This window comes from Rhodobacter sp. 24-YEA-8, assembly GCF_900105075.1.
Classification (GTDB): Bacteria; Pseudomonadota; Alphaproteobacteria; order Rhodobacterales; family Rhodobacteraceae; genus Pseudogemmobacter.
On record NZ_FNSK01000001.1, the window covers coordinates 930,843 to 948,282 of the forward strand.

A 17,440-nucleotide genomic window follows, 5' to 3' on the forward strand; every position below is an offset into this window, starting at 1 on the left:
GATGCCGGTATTCTACGGAACTGCTGTTGAAAGCGCGCTGATGCTGGGCACGGCACAATATCCCTCGCCGAAGATCCTGGAAGACGCGTTTCGCAGCTCTGAGGCCGGGATCGCCACCGTCTCATTGCGCCGCGAACAGCGAGATGGCGGTGACTTCCGCGCGCTTGTGGCAGATCTGGGCGCGAAGATCCTGCCCAATACCGCTGGCTGCCATACGGTGAAAGAGGCCGTGACCACGGCCCACATGGCGCGCGAGCTGTTCGCGACAGACTGGATCAAGCTTGAGGTGATCGGCCATACCGATACGCTGCAACCCGATGTCTTCGGACTGGCAGAGGCCGCCCGCATCCTGATTGCCGACGGGTTCAAGGTCTTTCCCTATACGACCGAGGATATTGGCGTCTGTGCGCGGCTGGTCGAGGCCGGTTGTGAGGTGCTGATGCCCTGGGGCGCGCCGATTGGCTCGGGGCGGGGGCTGATGAACGAATATGGGCTGCGCGTGCTGCGGGCAGAGTTTCCCGATCAGGTTCTGGTGGTCGATGCCGGGATCGGGCTGCCTTCCCATGCGGCGCGGGCGATGGAGCTGGGCTTTGATGCTGTGCTTCTGAATACGGCGGTGGCCAAGGCCGGTGATCCGGCGCGGATGGCCGGGGCCATGGCCGGGGCGATCCGGGCGGGCAGGGCGGCCTATCTCGCGCAGCCGATGGAACCGCGCGATATGGCCGCGCCCTCGACACCCGTGGTGGGGAGGGCGTTTCTCGCATGACCCTGCCGCGTTTCTATCCGATTTTCGATTCTGCTGCCTGGGTGGCGCGGATGCTGCCGCTTGGGGTCCGCCTGGTGCAGCTGCGTGTCAAGGATCGCAGCGCTGACGAGACGCGCAGTGAGATCCGCGAGGCGCTGGACCTGTGCCGCGCGCATGATGCCATCCTTGTGGTCAATGATCACTGGCAGCTTGCAATTGAAGAAGGCTGTGACTGGATCCATCTCGGACAGGAGGATCTTGATGCCGCCGATCTGGTAGCGATCCGGCGGGCCGGGCTGCGGCTCGGTATATCGACCCATGACGAAGAAGAACTGGCGCGCGCGCTGGCGCTGGGCCCGGATTACATCGCCCTGGGGCCGGTCTGGCCGACGATCCTGAAACAGATGAAATGGCATCAGCAGGGGGTGGAAAAGCTTGCCGACTGGAAGGCCCGGATCGGGGATATCCCGCTGGTGGCGATCGGCGGTCTGACCCCCGCGCGCGCGGCAGAGGCCTTTGCCGCCGGGGCGGATCTGGTTTCAGTGGTGACCGATATCACACTGAACCCCGACCCCGAGGCACAGGTGCGGCACTGGCTCGGGGTGACGGGATGAGCCGCTATGCGCGCCAGACCCTGCTGCCCGGGATCGGGGCCGGGGGGCAGGCGGCTTTCGCCGCGGCGCATCTGCTGGTCGTGGGGGCCGGGGGGCTGGGCGTGCCGGTGCTGCAATATCTGGCCGGTGCCGGTATCGGGCGTATCACCGTGATCGACCCGGACCGGGCCGAGGAAAGCAACCTTCACCGACAGCCGCTTTATGCGGGTGGTATCGGCGCGCCGAAGGCTGCACTTGCGGCAACTGCGCTGCGGCTCCTGAACCCTGACTGTCAGGTGACGGCGCTTGTGGCGCATTGCGATCCTGCAACTGCACCCGACCTGGTGGCGGCGGCCGATCTCATCCTCGATTGCGCCGATAGTTTCGCGGCAAGCTATCTGCTGTCTGACCTGTGCCACCGCGCCCGGAAGCCGCTGATCTCGGCTTCGGCGCTGGGGCTTTCGGGCTATGTCGGCGGGTTTTGCGGGGGCGCGCCTTCGCTCAGGGCGGTGTTCCCCGACCTGCCGGAAACCCTTGCGACCTGCGCCAGCGCCGGTGTGCTGGGCCCGGTGGTAGGGATGCTGGGCACCGTCATGGCGCAGATGGCGCTGGCGCATCTGGCGGGGATCATGCCATCGCCGCTTGGCCAGCTGATCCGCTTTGACATGGCGGGCTGGCGCTTCAGCAGCTTTCGCTTTGACACCGCGCCCGAGCCGGAGACGGCTTTCCCTTTCATCGCCAGGGCTGCGATCCGCCCCGGCGATTACGTGATCGAGCTGCGCGACCGCGCCGAGGCGCCGCTCGCGGTCACCCCCGCGGCCCATCGCATCGCGCCTGACCAGATCACGGGGGCCACGCCCGCGCCACATGAGCGCATCGTTCTCGCCTGCCGCTCCGGCCTCAGGGCCTGGCGCGCGGCGACGCAACTCCATCCGATTTTTCCCAATGAGATCGTGCTGATCGCCGATCCGCCCCTGACGGAGACCGAGATATGACCCGTTTCGCCCTGGCCCTGCTGGCCGGTATCGCGCTGACCGGACCCGCCCGGGCAGACGACCGTATGACCCTGATCCTTGACTGGTATGTGAACCCCGACCATGGCCCGGTGATCATCGCCCGGGAAAAGGGCTTTTTCAAAGAGCAGGGGCTTGAGGTTGAGATCATCGCGCCTGCCGACCCGACGGAGCCTCCGAAACTGGTCGCGGCGGGCCAGGCCGATCTGGCGGTCTCCTATCAGCCGCAGCTGCATCTCCAGGTTCATGAAGGGCTGCCGCTGGTCCGTGTCGGCACCCTGGTCGCGACCCCGCTCAATTGCCTGATGGTGGCGGCAGACGGGCCGGTGCAGAGCCTTGGCGATCTCAGGGGAAAGCGAATCGGCTATTCGGTTTCGGGCGTCGAATCCGCGCTGCTGTCGGGGATGCTGGCCAGCGCCGGGCTGACGGCGGGGGATGTCGAAATGGTCAATGTGAACTGGTCGCTGACGCCGTCGCTCCTGACCGGTCAGGTCGACGCGGTGATCGGGGCGTTTCGCAATTTTGAAATGACACAGATGCGGCTTGCCGGTGGCAACGGGCGCTGTTTCTACCCCGAAGAGGCCGGGATCCCTGCATATGATGAGCTGATCTTCGTGGCCCATACCGGGTTTGACCAGGACCGCGTGACCCGCTTCCTGACCGCGATCGAGCGTGCGACGGCCTATATGATCAACCATCCCGATGCCGCATTCGAGGCTTTTGCCGCCACCGCGCCGGACCTTTCCGACCCGCTCAACACCGAAGCATGGGCCGCTACATTGCCGCGTTTTGCCCATTCTCCGGCGGCGCTGGATCATGGGCGCTATGCCAGGTTCGAGGCGTTTTTGCTGCAATCGGGCCTGACGGACACGCTTTTGCCGGTTTCGAAACTGGCGGTTGATCCGGGGGCGGCAGAATGAGCGCCGCTGATTACGGAGCCGGATTTGCTGCCCTGCGAAGCGCCTGTCCCGATGACTGGAACGCCTATACGCGGCACGCGTTTCTCGACGCGCTGCACGATGGCTCGCTGCCGCGCGCCGATTTTCTCAGCTATCTGCGCCAAGATTATGTTTTCCTGATCCATTTCGCCCGGGCCTGGTCGCTTGCAGTGGTCAAGGCCGGCAATCTGGCCGAGATGCAGGCGGCCAGCGCGACGGTCCATGGCCTTCTGCATCACGAGATGGCGCTGCATATCCGGCTCTGCGCTGCGGCGGGAATATCGGCGGCAGATCTTGCCGCCACCGAGGAGGCGACCGGCAATCTGGCCTATACCCGGTATGTGCTGGATGCCGGGCTGAGTGGCGATTTCCTCGATCTGCTGGCGGCGCTGCTGCCTTGCGTGCTGGGCTATGGCGAGATCGGCGCGCGGCTGATCGCAACCGCCGGTGAAACGCCCTATCGTGACTGGATCGAAACCTATGGCGGCGAAACCTATCAGCAGATCTGCCGCGAGGCGGGGGCGCTTTTTGACATGGCCATCCGCGACCGCCTGGGCGAGGCCGCGCAGACCCTGCCGCGCTGGCGCCAGCTCGAGCGCCATTTCCGTGTTGCCACGCGGCTTGAGGCCGGGTTCTGGCGCGCGGGCCTTGCGTGATGCAGCTTTCAGGCGAGGCCTGGATCGGCCGCGAGCGCCTTTTCCCGCCCTTGCGGCTGGAGCTGGCGGCGGGCGAATGGCTGGTGCTGCTTGGCCCGTCGGGCGTGGGCAAGACCACGCTTTTGCGGCTGATCGGCGGACTTCCGGTCGGAGCGGAGTTTCGCGGTCAGATCACCGGCCGCATGCCGGTCGCGCTGATGGCACAGGATCCGGGGCTGATGCCCTGGGCCACGGTGGCGGCGAATATCACGCTGGGCGCCACGCTGCGCCGCGAGACGCCGGACCGCGCGCGGCTCGCGTCAGTGCTGGAACAGACCGGCCTTGCCCCCCATGCGGCAAAGCGTCCGGCCGAGCTCTCGGGCGGGCAGCGGCAGCGGGTGGCACTGGCACGGGTTTTGATGGAGGACCGGCCGCTTGTGCTGCTGGATGAGCCGTTTTCGGCGCTGGATATCGGGCTGAGGCTCCGGATGCAGGATCTTGCGGCGCGCCTGTTGCGCGACCGGACCGTGATGATGATCAGCCATGATCCGGTCGAGGCCGCACGGCTCGCGAACCGGATCCTTCTGATGACGCCGGCGGGTCTTGAGGACATCGCAGCCCCCGCAGGTCGGACACCGCGTCCGAGCGACGCGCCAGAGGTTCAGAATGCCGCGACTGCGCTGACCCGGCGGCTGGTGGCGCTGGCATGATCCGGATTTCTGTTACCGTTCTGGTTCTGCTGGCGCTCTGGCAGGGGGTGATCCTTGCCACCGGCCTGCCGCCCTTTCTGCTGCCGTCACCAGGGGCGGTGGCCCGGGCGCTCTGGACCCATCAGGGGGTACTTGCGACAGCTTTCCTGAAAACGCTGACCGAGACCCTTGCGGGTTTCGCGCTTGGCGCGGTGATCGGGTGCGGGCTCGCGCTGCAGATGGCGGCGTCCGGGCGGCTGCGGCGCTGGCTTGGCCCGGTGGTCGTGGTCTCGCAAACCATCCCGATTTTCGCGCTGGCGCCGATCCTGACGCTCTGGCTGGGATATGGCATGGCGCCGAAACTGGCGGTGGTGGCGCTGGTGACATTCTTCCCGGTCGCAAGCGCCTTTCATGACGGGCTGACCCGCGTACCCCAGGCGCGGCTGGATCTGGCGCGGGTGATGGGGGCAGGGCGATGGGCGATGCTGATCCGGATCCGATTGCCTTCGGCGCTGCCGGATCTGGCCACGGGGCTGCGGCTTGCCGCCGTGCTGGCGCCGGTGGGCGCGGTGATCGGCGAATGGGTCGGCGGATCAGAGGGGCTTGGCGCAGTCATGCTGCATGCGAATGGCCGGATGCGGATCGACCTTGTCTTCGCAAGCCTCGCGCTGGTCGTCGCATTGTCGCTGGGTTTTCAGCGCCTGATCGCCGGGCAGCTTGCCGCCCGGCTGGAGCGTTATGCCGGCTGAAAGAGGGCGGGGCTTTCGGCCCCGCCGATCACTCCACCGTCACCGATTTCGCAAGGTTCCGCGGCTGGTCCACATCGGTGCCTTTCGCAATCGCGGTATGATAGGCCAGCAGCTGCGCCGGCACCGCGTAAAGGATCGGCGCCCAGACCGGGTCGACTTCGGGCAGCGTCAGCTGCGCCCAGGTGCCCTGTCCGGCATGGGCAATGCCCGCCGCATCCGACAGCAAAAGCACCTTGCCATGACGTGCCATCACCTCTTGCATATTCGACACCGTCTTGTCGAAGAGCGGGTCCGAGGGCGCCATCACGATCACCGGCACATTGGCATCGATCAATGCGATGGGGCCGTGTTTCAGCTCGCCCGATGCATAGCCTTCGGCGTGTATATAGCTGATTTCTTTCAGCTTAAGTGCACCTTCCAATGCCATCGGATACATCGGCCCGCGCCCGAGGAAGAGGATGTCGCGCGCCTCTGCCAGCTCGTTCGACACCGTCGCGATCTGGTCTGACAGCGCCAGTGCCGCATTCAGCAGCCCTGGCAGATTGCGCAGACTGACGATGCGCGCGGTCAGCTCATCTGCCGTGATCCTGCCCCGGTCAGAGGCGGCTTTCAGCGCCATCAGCGCCAGCACCATCAGCTGGCAGGAAAACGCTTTCGTCGAGGCGACGCCGATCTCGGCGCCCGCAAGGATCGGCAGCACCAGATCGCTTTCGCGCGCGATCGAGGAGGTCGGCACATTCACGACCGAGACCACCTTCGCCACTTTTTCCTTCACATAACGCAGGGCGGCCAGAGTATCGGCGGTCTCGCCCGACTGGCTGACAAACAGTGCCATCGAGCGATCCGAGAGCACCGGCTCGCGGTAGCGGAACTCGGATGCGACGTCGATTTCCGCCGGGATGCCGGCGATCTGCTCAAACCAGTATTTCGCGACATGGGTGGCATAGCTTGCCGTGCCGCAGGCCACCATCACCACCCGGTCGATATTGGTGAAATCGAGGCCCTCGGGCAGGTTCAGCGCCGGGCTGGCGCTTGATCCGGTATAATGGCGCAAAGCATCGGCCAGCACGACCGGCTGTTCGGCGATTTCCTTGGCCATGAAATGCTTGTAGCCGCCCTTTTCCACCCGGGTGGCGCCCAGCTGGATGCGGGTCTCGGCCCGGTTGGCGCGGCGGCCTGCGGCGTCGAAAATCTCGGCGCCTTTGCGGGTCAGAACCGCCCAGTCACCCTCTTCGAGATAGGTGATGCGATCGGTCATCGGCGCCAGCGCAATCGCGTCTGATCCGACAAACATCTCGCCTTCGCCGCGCCCGATGGCGAGCGGGCTGCCCTTGCGGGCGCAGATGATCAGATCATCCTCACCCTCGAACAGCATGCAAAGCGCGAAGGCGCCATCGAGCCGGGGCAGGGTCTCACGCGCGGCCTCGATGGGGGTCGCGCCCTTGTCCATGCTGCGTTTCAGCAGCAGCGCAACCGTTTCGGTATCGGTCTCGGATTCCTGGACATAACCGTCTTCCGCCAGCTCGCTGCGCAGCGCGCGGAAATTCTCGATAATGCCGTTATGAACCACCGCCACGCCACCTGCGCGGTGGGGATGCGCATTCACCACTGTCGCGGCGCCATGGGTCGCCCAGCGGGTATGGCCGATGCCGGATTTCCCTGCCAGCGGCTCATGCACCAGCAGATCCGAGAGGTTCACCAGCTTGCCCACCGCGCGGCGGCGGTCCAGCCGCCCGCTGTTCACCGTGGCGATCCCTGCGGAATCGTAGCCGCGATATTCCAGCCGCTTCAGCCCCTCGACCAGCAGCGGCGCCACTTCGTTATTGCCCAGAACACCAACTATGCCACACATGGGATTATCCTCTGCTCTTCGCGGCTTTGATCGCGCGAAGCTTTTCCATCAGTTTCAGCGCGAGACCGGGCTTGCTGACCTGTTTCGCGCGGCCCAGAGCCACGGCACCGGCGGGCACGTCTTCGGTGATCACCGAACCCGATCCCGTCAGCGCATCATCGCCTACCGTAACCGGCGCGACCAGCATCGTGTCCGATCCGATAAAGGCGCGTTTGCCGATCCGGGTGCGATGTTTCATCACGCCGTCGTAATTGCAGGTGACGGTGCCTGCACCGATATTAGTGAACTCGCCAACATCGGCATCACCGATATAGGTCAGGTGGCCGACCTTGACGCCTTCATCGAGAATGGCGTTTTTGATCTCGACAAAATTTCCGACATGAACATCTTCCGCCAGTTCGGCACCGGGGCGCAGGCGCGCAAACGGCCCGACATCGGCCCCGCGCGAGACATGGCAGCCCTCAAGATGGCAAAAACCCTTGATTTCCGCGCCGGATTCGATGGTGACACCGGGGCCGAACAGAACATTCGGGCCGATGATCGCATCGCGGCCAATGATGGTGTCGAGCGCGAAGAACACGGTCTCGGGCGCGGTCAGGGTGACGCCGGTCTCCAGCGCCTCTGCTCTTGCCCGGGCCTGGAAGGCGGCTTCGGCTTCGGCCAGTTGCGCGCGGGTATTGACGCCCAGCGTCTCGGCCTCGTCGCAGACAACCACAGTGGCGGTGAGGCCTTTCGCGCGCGCGATCCCCACCACATCGGTGAGGTAATATTCGCCGCTGGCATTCGCATTGCCGATTTCCGCGATCAGCGCGAAGAGGTCTTTCGCCGAGGCGCAGATCACGCCCGAATTGCACAGGGTGACCGCGCGTTCGGCCTCATTCGCATCCTTATATTCAACGATGCGTTCCAGGCTTTCGCCCTCGGTGATCAGGCGGCCATAGCGGCCGGGATCTGCGGCCTGGAAGCCGAGCACCACCACGGCATTCCTTGCCCGCGCCTCAAGCATCGCCTCGAGCGTTTCTGCGCGGATGAAGGGGGTGTCGCCGTAAAGCACGATCACATCGCCCGGTTGGCCTTCCAGCGCAGCACGGGCCTGGTCGACCGCATGGCCGGTGCCTTTCTGTTCCTCCTGGCGGGTGATCACCACATCAGGGTCGAATTTCAGTGCAGATGCGGCGACCTCGTCACCGCCATGGCCCACCACAACGATGGTCGCGACCGGAGAGAGCGTGGCGCCCGTTGCCATCGCGTGATGCAAAAGTGGCGCGGCGGCGACCTTATGCAGGACCTTCGGAAGATCCGAATTCATGCGCGAGCCCTGGCCTGCCGCCAGGATGATGAGCGAGACCTGCATTCTGCCCCTTCCTTTTGTTTAAGGGCCGTTCTACCGAAGCCAGACAGGCCCGCCAAGGGGGGCGGCGGTCACAGAGGATTGCGGCATGTTGCAAGATCGGCTTTCGCCCGGGAAAGCGCCGGAAGGCGCCCGCAGGCATCGAATGCGTGACGATGGCGCCTGCGTGGTCTTTGACCTTGATGGCACGCTCGCCGATACCAGCGCCGATCTGCTGGCGGCGGCCAATGCCTGTTTCACCGAAATGGGGCAGGGCGCGCCGCTGACATCGGCTGACAGTCTGACGGCGTTTCATGGCGGGCGGGCGATGCTGCGGCTCGGCTTCGGGCGGCTGGGACAGGTGGTGCCGGAGGGCGCGGCGATGGAGCGGCTTTATCCCGAGCTGTTGCGCCATTACCGCGACGCGATTGCGGTGCAGACGCGGATGTATCCCGGCGCGGTCGAGACGGTCGAGGCGCTGCGCATGGCCGGCTATAAGGTTTCGGTCTGCACGAATAAGCCCTACGCGCTGGCAGAAGAGCTTCTGCGCCAGCTTGGAGTGCGCGATCTGTTCGGCGCGCTGGTGGGCGCGGATACTTTGCCGGTGCGAAAGCCCGATCCGGCGCCCTATCATCTGGCGGTGGATCGGGCGGGCGGGGTGGTCGGGCGCTCGCTGCTGATCGGGGATACCGAGACCGATCTGCTGACCTCGCGCGCGGCGGGGGTGCCTTCGGTTCTGGTGACATTCGGGCCGGAGGGCGCGGGGATTGCGCGGCTGGCACCGGATGCGCTGCTCGATCACTATGAGGGTCTGCCGGGGATCGTGGCGCGGCTGATCGGGTAGAGGGGGCCAGCCCCCTCGCGGCTTTGCCGCTCACCCCCGGGATATTTAAGGACAGATGAAAGGCGGGAGGAGGGACCGGCTTTTATGTTGCCGGAATGGGGGTGGCTGTGGAAGATTGCCGGCGAGCGCGGTCTTTTGGCAGGGGCGATCCTAGAGGGCTGCGTTTCAGGCAGAAAAAGGCCCGGCGCGGGGGCCGGGCATTTGTCAGTGGGAAGTCAGGGATCAGGCCGGGATCGCCATGCCTTTTCCGCGGGCGAGATCGCGCATTTTCGCCTGGAGTTTTTCGAAGGCGCGGACCTCGATCTGGCGGATGCGTTCGCGCGAGACGCCGTAGCTTTCCGACAATTCCTCGAGCGTGACCGGCTCGTCGGCGAGGCGGCGCTGCATCAGGATGTCTTTCTCGCGGTCATTCAGCACCGACATCGCCTCAGTCAGCATCTCGCGGCGGGTGTCGAGCTCGTCCTTTTCGGCATAGGCGCCGGCCTGGTCGCTGTCTTCATCTTCGAGCCAGTCCTGCCATTGCGTGGCGCCATCGCCATCACCGCCGATCTGGGCATTGAGCGAGGCATCTGAGCCGGAGAGGCGGCGGTTCATCTGAACCACCTCATCTTCGCTGACCGACAGATCCTTTGCGATCTGGGCGAGATTTTCGGGGCGCAGATCACCCTCTTCCAGCGCGCCGACCTTGGCCTTGGCCTTGCGCAGGTTGAAGAACAGTTTCTTCTGCGCCGAAGTGGTGCCCATTTTCACGAGGCTCCAGGACCGCAGGATATATTCCTGGATCGCGGCGCGGATCCACCACATCGCATAGGTCGCGAGACGGAAGCCCTTTTCCGGATCAAAGCGTTTGACCGCCTGCATCAGCCCGACATTGGCCTCGGAGATCACTTCGGCCTGGGGCAGACCATAGCCGCGATAGCCCATGGCGATCTTGGCGGCGAGCCGCAGATGCGAGGTCACCAGCTGGTGTGCTGATTTCGGATCCTGGCGTTCGGTCCAGGCCTTGGCCAGCATATATTCCTGCTCGGGTTCGAGGAGCGGGAATTTTCGGATTTCCTGGAGATAGCGGTTCAGGCCCTGTTCAGGGCTCGGTGCGGGAAGGTTGGTATAGGTGCTCATGCATTTGCCCCCTGTTTTCTCTTCCGGTGCCATCAGCCCCCGGAGGATGATTTCACTTATGATCCGGGGATCCTCCTTACAAGGGAGCGATCCGTGGAAGATGAACGTGAGATGGGGCGTTTGGATCCCGATAATAAGAATTGTGTCGATCGGTTCACGGGAATGTCAGGGCGCGGGCAGTGGGCGCGCGCAGTATGGTGTCTCGCGGCGCGCCGGGGCAGAACCCGGGGGCAGAAAATCCGGCAAACCTGGGAGGAGCCGTCAGAATGGAGAAGCCGCGCATTTCAAAGGTGATGCTGCCCGCAGGCGAGCCGGGGGTGGAGCTGGAGCTTGTCGTGGCGCGACCATCGCGGCCCGGGCCCTATCCGGTGATGCTGTTCAACCATGGCTCGACCGGCAGCGGGCGGAGCCCGGCCATGTTCCGGCGCAGCGTCAGCCCGGCGGTGATCAGCAACTATTTTACGGCCCGGGGCTGGATGGTGGTTTTCCCGCAGCGGCGCGGCCGGGGGAAATCGGGAGGGGGCTACGGGGAAGGGCTTGCGGCCGATGGTTCGGGCTATTCCTGCGAGGCGGAGATCGCGCTTGCGGGGTTCGAGCGGGCGGTCGAGGATCTTGACGCGGTGATGCGCGGGCTCTTGCTCTGGCCGGATGTCGACCAGGGGCGGCTGGTGACTGGCGGCGTGTCGCGCGGCGGGATCCTCGCGATTGCATTCGCCGGAATGCGGCCAGGCCTGTTTCGCGGCGCGGTCAGTTTCAATGGCGGCTGGCTGGGGCGGGCCTGTCCGGCGCTGGACCAGGTCAACCCGATGCTGTTTGCGCGTGGGGCTGGCGGGGCGCATGAGACGCTGTGGCTGCATGGCAATCAGGACCAGTATTACCGCATTACTCACTGCCGCAGCAATTTCGAGGTCTTTCGGGCCGCAGGCGGGCAGGGGCGGTTTGTGGCTTTGCAGGCCGGTCATGCGCTGATGTTCAGGCCCGCGCTCTGGCAGCCGCATATGGATCTCTATCTTGAGGCGCTGGTGGCGGAATGATCCTTTCGCCCCGCCCTACCGCTACAGGGCAGTGGTCAGGGGGCGGGAGTGACCTCGATCTTCTGGCGCAGGCTGCCATCCTGGTTGAAGATGAGGATGCGGCCTGCGCCAGTGACAACGCCGATCCAGTCCGGGCCGGGCACAACCGAGGCCGCAATCTCGCCCGCGGGCAGCTGCAAGGCTGCGGGCAGGGGCGCTGTCACCGCAGGTGTATCGGATAAAGGCGCGCGCAGGCGCGTGACAAGCAGCAGGGTCACGGTTATGACACCCGCGATCATGCTCAGCATCAGCACGATCACCAGCGCCTTCAGGAAACGCAGCGAGGGCGGCAGCGCAATTTCTTCCGCATTCTCCTTCGGGGCCTGAGCCATGACTGAACCTTTCACACCTGAATCTTTTCTCGACGACGACGATCTTGCGGCTATGGCCCCGGAAGGCCCGGCTCAGGGCGGGCTGATCACCGTCACCCTCGGCCCGGATGCCGCGCCGCGCCTTGATAAGGCGCTCAGCGCCGCTGTGCCAGAGGAAGCGGCATTGTCGCGCTCGAGGCTCGCGCGTCTGATCGAGGCGGGCGCTGTGAGCCGCGCGGGCGTGGTGGTCACCGATCAGAAGGCGAAGACCGCATCAGGCGAGGTCTGGGAGATCCGTATAGGCCCGGCCGAGGCGGTGGAAACCCTTGCCGAAGCGATTCCGCTGACGGTGATCTGGGAAGATGACGATCTGATCGTGATCGACAAGCCGGCGGGGATGGTGGTGCATCCGGCGCCCGGCACGCCTTCGGGCACCCTGGTCAATGCGCTTTTGCATTATTGCGGCGACCGCATTTCGGGGATCGGCGGCGAACGCCGCCCCGGCATCGTGCACCGGATCGACAAAGAGACCTCGGGGCTGATTGTCGCGGCGAAATCCGACCGGGCGCATCACGGGCTCGCGGCACAGTTCGAGGCCCATACGGTCACGCGCCATTACCTCGCGATCTGCAACGGGGTGCCGGAAGGGTCGGATCCGAGGCTGCGCGGCACGCGCGGGGTCAGTTTTGAACCCGGCGGCGTGATCCGGATCGCGACGAACCTCGCCCGACACCGCACCGACCGTCAGAAACAGGCAGTGACCTGGCCGCCAGAGGGGCGCCATGCCGTGACCCGGACCCGGGTGGTCGAGGGGTTTTCAGGGCAGGCGGCCCTGGTCGATTGCTGGCTCGAGACCGGGCGCACCCATCAGATCCGCGTGCATCTGACCTGGGCAGGCCATGGTCTGATCGGCGATCCGACCTATGGCGGGCGGCGTAAACTGTCGGAGAAACTTCTCGGTGAGGCCGCACTGGCCGCCGCCGCCTTTCCGCGCCAGGCGCTGCATGCGGCAAGCCTTGGCTTCGATCATCCGGTGACAGGTGAGCGGCTGGAGTTTCGCTCCGACCTGCCCGAAGATATGGCGGCACTGCTCGGTGCGCTGCGCGCGGCGGGGGCGCCCGGCTGAGGGCGGCTCCGCATCCCCGAAAGAACCGGCGGTGGGAGGCGGATGCTATTCCTCTTTCCAATCAGGTTTGCGGCGATTAGAAAAAGGAAATTCCGGTTTCTTTCAGGTTTTGCGCCTGAGGCCTTTTCCCGGCCAGAGACTGACGCTTTGGCGCAGAAAATGCGGCAGGAGCAGACTGACCGGGGCAGGTGGAACGCGGATCGAAATTCTGCGGCCGGCCCCGTTCCTGTCGTCAGATCACCGGCGGGACGCCCCCGCAAACGCGAGGACAGATGCGCACCATTACCACGACCGAAGAGCTTGCGTCATTTTGCGCAGCGGCCAAATCAGCCCCCTATGTCACCATCGACACCGAATTCCTGCGCGAGCGCACCTATTGGTCAAAACTCTGCCTGATTCAGATGGCGCTTCCGGGCAAGGACGGCGACGCGGTTCTTGTTGATCCGATCATCGGCGAAGAAATGTCGATGGAGCCGCTTTATGACCTCTTCCGCCATGAGGCGACGGTGAAGGTCTTTCATGCGGCGCGCCAGGATCTGGAGATCTTTTTCGTCGAAGGCGGCGTCTTCCCGGTGCCGCTGTTCGATACGCAAATCGCCGCGATGGTTTGCGGTTTCGGCGAGCAGGTCGGCTATGAAACGCTGGTGAGGAAGATCGCGCGGGCCAATCTCGACAAGACCTCGCGGTTCACCGACTGGTCGCGCCGGCCTTTGTCTGACGCACAGAAGGAATATGCCCTGGCCGATGTCACCCATCTGCGGGTGATCTATGAATGGCTGGCGGCGCAGCTTAAGAAGAACGGCCGCGCGCCCTGGGTCGAAGAAGAGCTGGCGGTGCTGACCGATCCGGCGACCTATACGGTGCATCCGGATGAGGCCTGGAAGCGGATCAAGACCCGCACCTCGTCCGGGCGGTTCCTGGCCATTGTGCGCGAACTGGCGAAGTTCCGCGAAAGCTGGTCGCAAGGGCAGAACGTACCGCGCTCGCGGGTGATGAAGGATGACGCGCTGCTGGAGCTTGCCTCGACCCGCCCGACCTCGATGGAGGAGCTCGGTCGCTCGCGACTCCTGCTGCGCGAGGGCAGAAAGCCCGAGATCGCCGAAGGAATTCTTGCCGCGATCCAGGCCGGGATGGAGGCGCGGACCGAAGACCTGCCCAGGGTGGTGCAGCAACCCGATCAGCCGCAGACCAATGGGGCGCTGGCGGATCTGTTGCGGGTGCTGCTGAAAGCGAAATCCGAACAGCTGGGCGTCGCGCCCCGGCTGATCGCGGCCGCCTCGGATCTGGATGCTATTGCGGCAGGCAAGCGCGATGTCGAAGCGCTGAAAGGCTGGCGCGGCGAGGTCTTCGGTGACGAGGCATTGCGGCTGTGCAAGGGCGAGATCGCGCTGACGGCCAAAGGCACGGAAATCCGTACGATCCGGATCTGATCATCAGCCTGGAACTGTGACATAAGAAGAAGGGGGGCTGTCTGCCCCCCGGCCCGCTGCGCGGCCCTCCCCCCGAGGATATTTAAGGACAGATGAAAGACACTTTCTTTTCACGTGTCTGAAAATATCCCCGGGGGAGGCCGAAGGCCGTGGGGGCAGGCAGCCCCCATCAGCGACCGGCGGAACGGGCGTCATTCGCGCCCTGGACCACGATCTTACGCACATTGGCCAGTCTGATCTTCGACAGATGCAGCGCCACGGTCACTTCTCGCGAGCGTTGCGTATTGACGGGCTGCGTCTCGAACGGGGGCGAGATGCGGAAATCCAGCACAAGAACACCTTCCGGTGTTACCGGTTGCGGCACAAGTGACGCTTCCCACCAGCCCTGGGTCGGCGTCAGCCCCGTCGCCCGGACGATCGCGCCCGAGGAGACCTGCTCGATCTTCATATCAAGCACCGTCTGGACCCGCTCGCGCCTGTCCTGAGGTGTCTCCTTGATCACCACCTTTTCCGCAGGCTCTGATGTCCCGAACCAGTTGAACGGGTTCAGCCGGCTGTCTCTCATTCCGCCACAGGCGGCAAGCGTCAGCAAAAGGCAAACAGCGGTCGCTTTGCGGATCATCCGTCATTCTCCATCTTCCACCCCTTCGGTATCGTGAAAGTGGCGCTTTGAAAAGCCGCCGCAGCAGATCCTTGTCCGCATCCTTGCCCCGCGAGCACTCTGGACCTTGCCCGCGCGCGGCGCTAGGCCAGACTGGCAGAAGGAGAACCGCCATGGCCACGCCCGCATTCGAGGAAATTGCCGAGACCCTGGAATTCCTGGACGACTGGGAAGAGCGCTACCGCCATGTTATTGAATTGGGCAAGGCGATGCCGGCGCTGGATGCCAGTTTCCATGTTCCCGCCTATAAGGTCGAGGGCTGCGCGAGCCAGGTCTGGCTGCGCCCGCAGATCACACCGGAGCGGTTCGACTTCCAGGGCGACTCGGATGCGATGATCGTGCGCGGGCTGATCGCGATTCTGCATGCGCTTTACGCGGGCCTGACGCCGGCCGAGGTCCTCAGGGTCGATGCGCAGGCGGAATTCGCGCGGATCGGCCTGAAGGAAAACCTCTCGGCGCAGCGCTCGAACGGGCTGCGCGCGATGATCGGGCGCATTCGCCTTCTTGCCGGTGCCTGATCGGGGCAACTGATCAGAGTGCGGCGCAGGCGGCTTCCAGCCAGGCCCGGGTCGGCGCGGTGACGCGCGGCCCGATCAGCGCCAGCACTCTTGCGTGATACTGGTCGAGCCAGGCGCGCTCATCCGCCGACATCTGTGCCTTATGGATCAGCCTTCGGTCAAAAGGCGCCCAGGTCAGCGTGTCGAAACAAAGCTGGTCACGGTTGTCGCCAAGGGCAGGGGCCTCTGTCACCACGATCAGGTTTTCAAGCCGGATGCCGAAAGCGCCTTCGCGGTAATAGCCCGGCTCATTGGAAAGGATCATCCCCGGCTCCAGCGGAACTTCCGAGATCCGTGAGATCCGCTGCGGCCCCTCATGCACCGAAAGAAACGCGCCGACCCCATGCCCGGTGCCGTGATTGTAATCGAGACCGCGCGTCCAGAGGAATTGTCGCGCCAGCGGATCGAGATCGCGCCCGGCCAGCCCGCGCGGCCAGCGCGCGGTCGAGACCGCGATCATGCCGCGCAGCACAGCCGTATAACAGCTGCGCGCCTCATCACCCGGGTCGCCGATCGCGATGGTGCGGGTGATATCGGTGGTGCCGTCCAGATATTGCGCACCGGAATCGACCAGCAGCAACTCGCCATCGCGCAGAGCGCGGTCGGTTTCTTCCGTCACCCGGTAATGGATAATCGCCCCGTCTGAACCGGCGCCGCAGATCGTGTCAAAGCTGATGTCATGGAGCAGATTGGTCGCGCGGCGAAACCCCTCCAGCGCCTTAACCACCGCTATTTCGGTCAGATCGCCGGGCGCGTTGGCGTCAAGCCAGCACAGGAATTCGCAGATCGCGGCTCCATCGCGCAGATGCGCTTCGGCGGTGGCCGCAATTTCGGTCGCGTTCTTGCGCGCCTTCGGCAGAAGACAGGGATCGGGACCGGCGCTGACCGCAATGCCGGCCTCCGCCAGCTCAGACCAGACCGCCAGCGGCGCTGATCCCGGATCAAGCCGCACGGGGCCGGAAAGCAGGCGCAGCGCCGGCGCGAAAGTGGCGGGCGGGCGCAACGTGACCTCGGGGCCCAGCATCGCCAGCAACTCCGGATCAAACTTCGCGGGTTCCGCAAAGAGACTGACGCGGCCATCGGCAAAGATCACAGCGAAAGCCTGCACCACCGGATTGCGCGGCACATCGCCGCCCCGGATGTTCAGCAGCCAACAGATCGAATCGGGCAGGGTGACCACCGCCGCCGCTTCGCCGCGCGCGGCCAGCGCCGCCCCGATCCGGCGGCGCTTGTCAGCGGCGCCCTCTCCGGCCAGCGCTTCGGGATGCGCAAAGGCTGCCACACAGGGCGCGCCCGGCCGGTCGACCCAGATCTGGTCGATCAGATTGCCACAGGGTCTGAGCGTCACAGCGCTGCCCTCAAGCGCGCGTTCCAGCCGGTGGATCTCATCGCGCGTATGCAGCCAGGGGTCGAAGCCGATCACACCAGCAACAGCTGCGCTCCGGATCCACTCCGCAGCCTGAATTTCCGGCCAGGGAACCGGCGTGAAATGCGCCAGATCGACCTGATCTTTAACCTGGGTCCGATACCGCCCGTCGATGAAGACGCCGGCCCGATCCGTCAACGCTACACAGAACCCGGCCGATCCGGTGAACCCCGTCAGCCAGGCGAGCCGCGCATCGCAATCGGCGACATATTCCCCCTGATGTGCATCGGCGCGCGGTACGATGAAGCCCCGAAGCCCTTCTGCCGCCATGACCTGCCGCAACGCCGCAAGCCGCCCCGGCCCCTCTTCCGGCGAGGCTGGATTGTCAAAGCTCTGAAACATCGCGGCA

Annotated in this window: 18 protein-coding genes; 12 read left to right on the forward strand and 6 right to left on the reverse strand. The window is 65.0% G+C overall.

All coding sequences use genetic code 11. The features are described 5' to 3' along the window. Position 1: 1 nt before the first annotated feature. From BLW25_RS04675 to BLW25_RS04705, 7 genes are read left to right on the forward strand one after another with little or no spacing between them, the layout of a single operon-like run. Complete coding sequence (locus BLW25_RS04675; RefSeq protein ID WP_092896784.1) at positions 2-766, forward strand: thiazole synthase; 765 nt, start codon at positions 2-4, stop codon at positions 764-766. Next, entirely contained in the window at positions 763-1,359 is a 597-nt protein-coding gene (locus tag BLW25_RS04680; RefSeq protein WP_092896786.1) for a thiamine phosphate synthase, read from the forward strand. The genes BLW25_RS04675 and BLW25_RS04680 overlap by 4 nt, the downstream gene beginning before the upstream one ends. After that, positions 1,356-2,333, forward strand: a complete 978-nt coding sequence (locus BLW25_RS04685; protein ID WP_092896788.1) for a HesA/MoeB/ThiF family protein — start codon at positions 1,356-1,358, stop codon at positions 2,331-2,333. The genes BLW25_RS04680 and BLW25_RS04685 overlap by 4 nt, the downstream gene beginning before the upstream one ends. Next, positions 2,330-3,271, forward strand: coding sequence for an ABC transporter substrate-binding protein (locus tag BLW25_RS04690; RefSeq protein ID WP_092896790.1), 942 nt, complete (start codon positions 2,330-2,332; stop codon positions 3,269-3,271). The genes BLW25_RS04685 and BLW25_RS04690 overlap by 4 nt, the downstream gene beginning before the upstream one ends. Continuing rightward, the gene (locus BLW25_RS04695) at positions 3,268-3,945 is read left to right on the forward strand and encodes a TenA family protein (RefSeq protein WP_092896792.1); all 678 of its coding nucleotides are present in this window, start codon (positions 3,268-3,270) and stop codon (positions 3,943-3,945) included. Before BLW25_RS04690 ends, BLW25_RS04695 begins: the two co-directional genes overlap by 4 nt. Next, positions 3,945-4,634 (forward strand): ABC transporter ATP-binding protein, encoded by a 690-nt coding sequence (locus tag BLW25_RS04700; RefSeq protein WP_092896794.1) that lies wholly within the window; start codon positions 3,945-3,947, stop codon positions 4,632-4,634. The genes BLW25_RS04695 and BLW25_RS04700 overlap by 1 nt, the downstream gene beginning before the upstream one ends. Then, positions 4,634-5,362, forward strand: a complete 729-nt coding sequence (locus BLW25_RS04705; protein ID WP_092901512.1) for an ABC transporter permease — start codon at positions 4,634-4,636, stop codon at positions 5,360-5,362. The genes BLW25_RS04700 and BLW25_RS04705 overlap by 1 nt, the downstream gene beginning before the upstream one ends. A 28-nt stretch (positions 5,363-5,390) precedes the next feature. Here the strand turns inward: BLW25_RS04705 and glmS are convergent, their stop codons facing one another. After that, positions 5,391-7,214, reverse strand: a complete 1,824-nt coding sequence (glmS, locus tag BLW25_RS04710) for a glutamine--fructose-6-phosphate transaminase (isomerizing) (RefSeq protein ID WP_092896796.1) — start codon at positions 7,212-7,214, stop codon at positions 5,391-5,393. Between the two features lie 4 nt (positions 7,215-7,218). Continuing rightward, on the reverse strand, positions 7,219-8,568 hold the full coding sequence (gene glmU, locus BLW25_RS04715; RefSeq protein ID WP_092896798.1) for a bifunctional UDP-N-acetylglucosamine diphosphorylase/glucosamine-1-phosphate N-acetyltransferase GlmU: 1,350 nt from the start codon (positions 8,566-8,568) through the stop codon (positions 7,219-7,221). 142 nt (positions 8,569-8,710) lie between these two features. On the opposite strand from glmU, the gene BLW25_RS04720 reads away from it, so the two are divergent. Further along, positions 8,711-9,388 carry an HAD-IA family hydrolase gene (locus tag BLW25_RS04720; protein WP_092896800.1) on the forward strand — a complete coding sequence of 226 codons (678 nt, stop codon included), beginning with the start codon at positions 8,711-8,713 and terminating at the stop codon, positions 9,386-9,388. Positions 9,389-9,610: 222 nt separating this feature from the next. Here the strand turns inward: BLW25_RS04720 and rpoH are convergent, their stop codons facing one another. Next, positions 9,611-10,507 (reverse strand): RNA polymerase sigma factor RpoH, encoded by an 897-nt coding sequence (gene rpoH / locus BLW25_RS04725; RefSeq protein ID WP_092896802.1) that lies wholly within the window; start codon positions 10,505-10,507, stop codon positions 9,611-9,613. A 266-nt stretch (positions 10,508-10,773) separates the two neighbouring features. On the opposite strand from rpoH, the gene BLW25_RS04730 reads away from it, so the two are divergent. Next, positions 10,774-11,541 carry an alpha/beta hydrolase family protein gene (locus BLW25_RS04730; RefSeq protein WP_216279331.1) on the forward strand — a complete coding sequence of 256 codons (768 nt, stop codon included), beginning with the start codon at positions 10,774-10,776 and terminating at the stop codon, positions 11,539-11,541. 35 nt (positions 11,542-11,576) lie between these two features. Here BLW25_RS04730 and BLW25_RS04735 read toward each other — a convergent pair whose 3' ends face one another. Further along, positions 11,577-11,912, reverse strand: coding sequence for a DUF6476 family protein (locus BLW25_RS04735; protein ID WP_092896805.1), 336 nt, complete (start codon positions 11,910-11,912; stop codon positions 11,577-11,579). A gap of 52 nt (positions 11,913-11,964) precedes the next feature. Here BLW25_RS04735 and BLW25_RS04740 point away from each other — a divergent pair, with 52 nt between their 5' ends. Together BLW25_RS04740 and rnd are read left to right on the forward strand one after the other, a co-directional pair. After that, positions 11,965-13,017 carry an RluA family pseudouridine synthase gene (locus BLW25_RS04740; protein ID WP_092901518.1) on the forward strand — a complete coding sequence of 351 codons (1,053 nt, stop codon included), beginning with the start codon at positions 11,965-11,967 and terminating at the stop codon, positions 13,015-13,017. Between the two features lie 272 nt (positions 13,018-13,289). Next, positions 13,290-14,447 (forward strand): ribonuclease D, encoded by a 1,158-nt coding sequence (rnd, locus tag BLW25_RS04745; RefSeq protein WP_092896808.1) that lies wholly within the window; start codon positions 13,290-13,292, stop codon positions 14,445-14,447. A 169-nt stretch (positions 14,448-14,616) separates the two neighbouring features. On the opposite strand, the gene BLW25_RS04750 is transcribed toward rnd, so the two are convergent. Beyond that, positions 14,617-15,069, reverse strand: a complete 453-nt coding sequence (locus BLW25_RS04750) for a hypothetical protein (protein ID WP_092896811.1) — start codon at positions 15,067-15,069, stop codon at positions 14,617-14,619. 152 nt (positions 15,070-15,221) lie between these two features. On the opposite strand from BLW25_RS04750, the gene BLW25_RS04755 reads away from it, so the two are divergent. Further along, a complete protein-coding gene (locus BLW25_RS04755) occupies positions 15,222-15,626 on the forward strand; it encodes a SufE family protein (protein WP_092896813.1) in 405 nt (134 codons plus the stop codon). Positions 15,627-15,639: 13 nt separating this feature from the next. Here the strand turns inward: BLW25_RS04755 and BLW25_RS04760 are convergent, their stop codons facing one another. Beyond that, positions 15,640-17,433, reverse strand: coding sequence for an aminopeptidase P family protein (locus BLW25_RS04760; protein WP_092901521.1), 1,794 nt, complete (start codon positions 17,431-17,433; stop codon positions 15,640-15,642). Positions 17,434-17,440 lie beyond the last annotated feature (7 nt).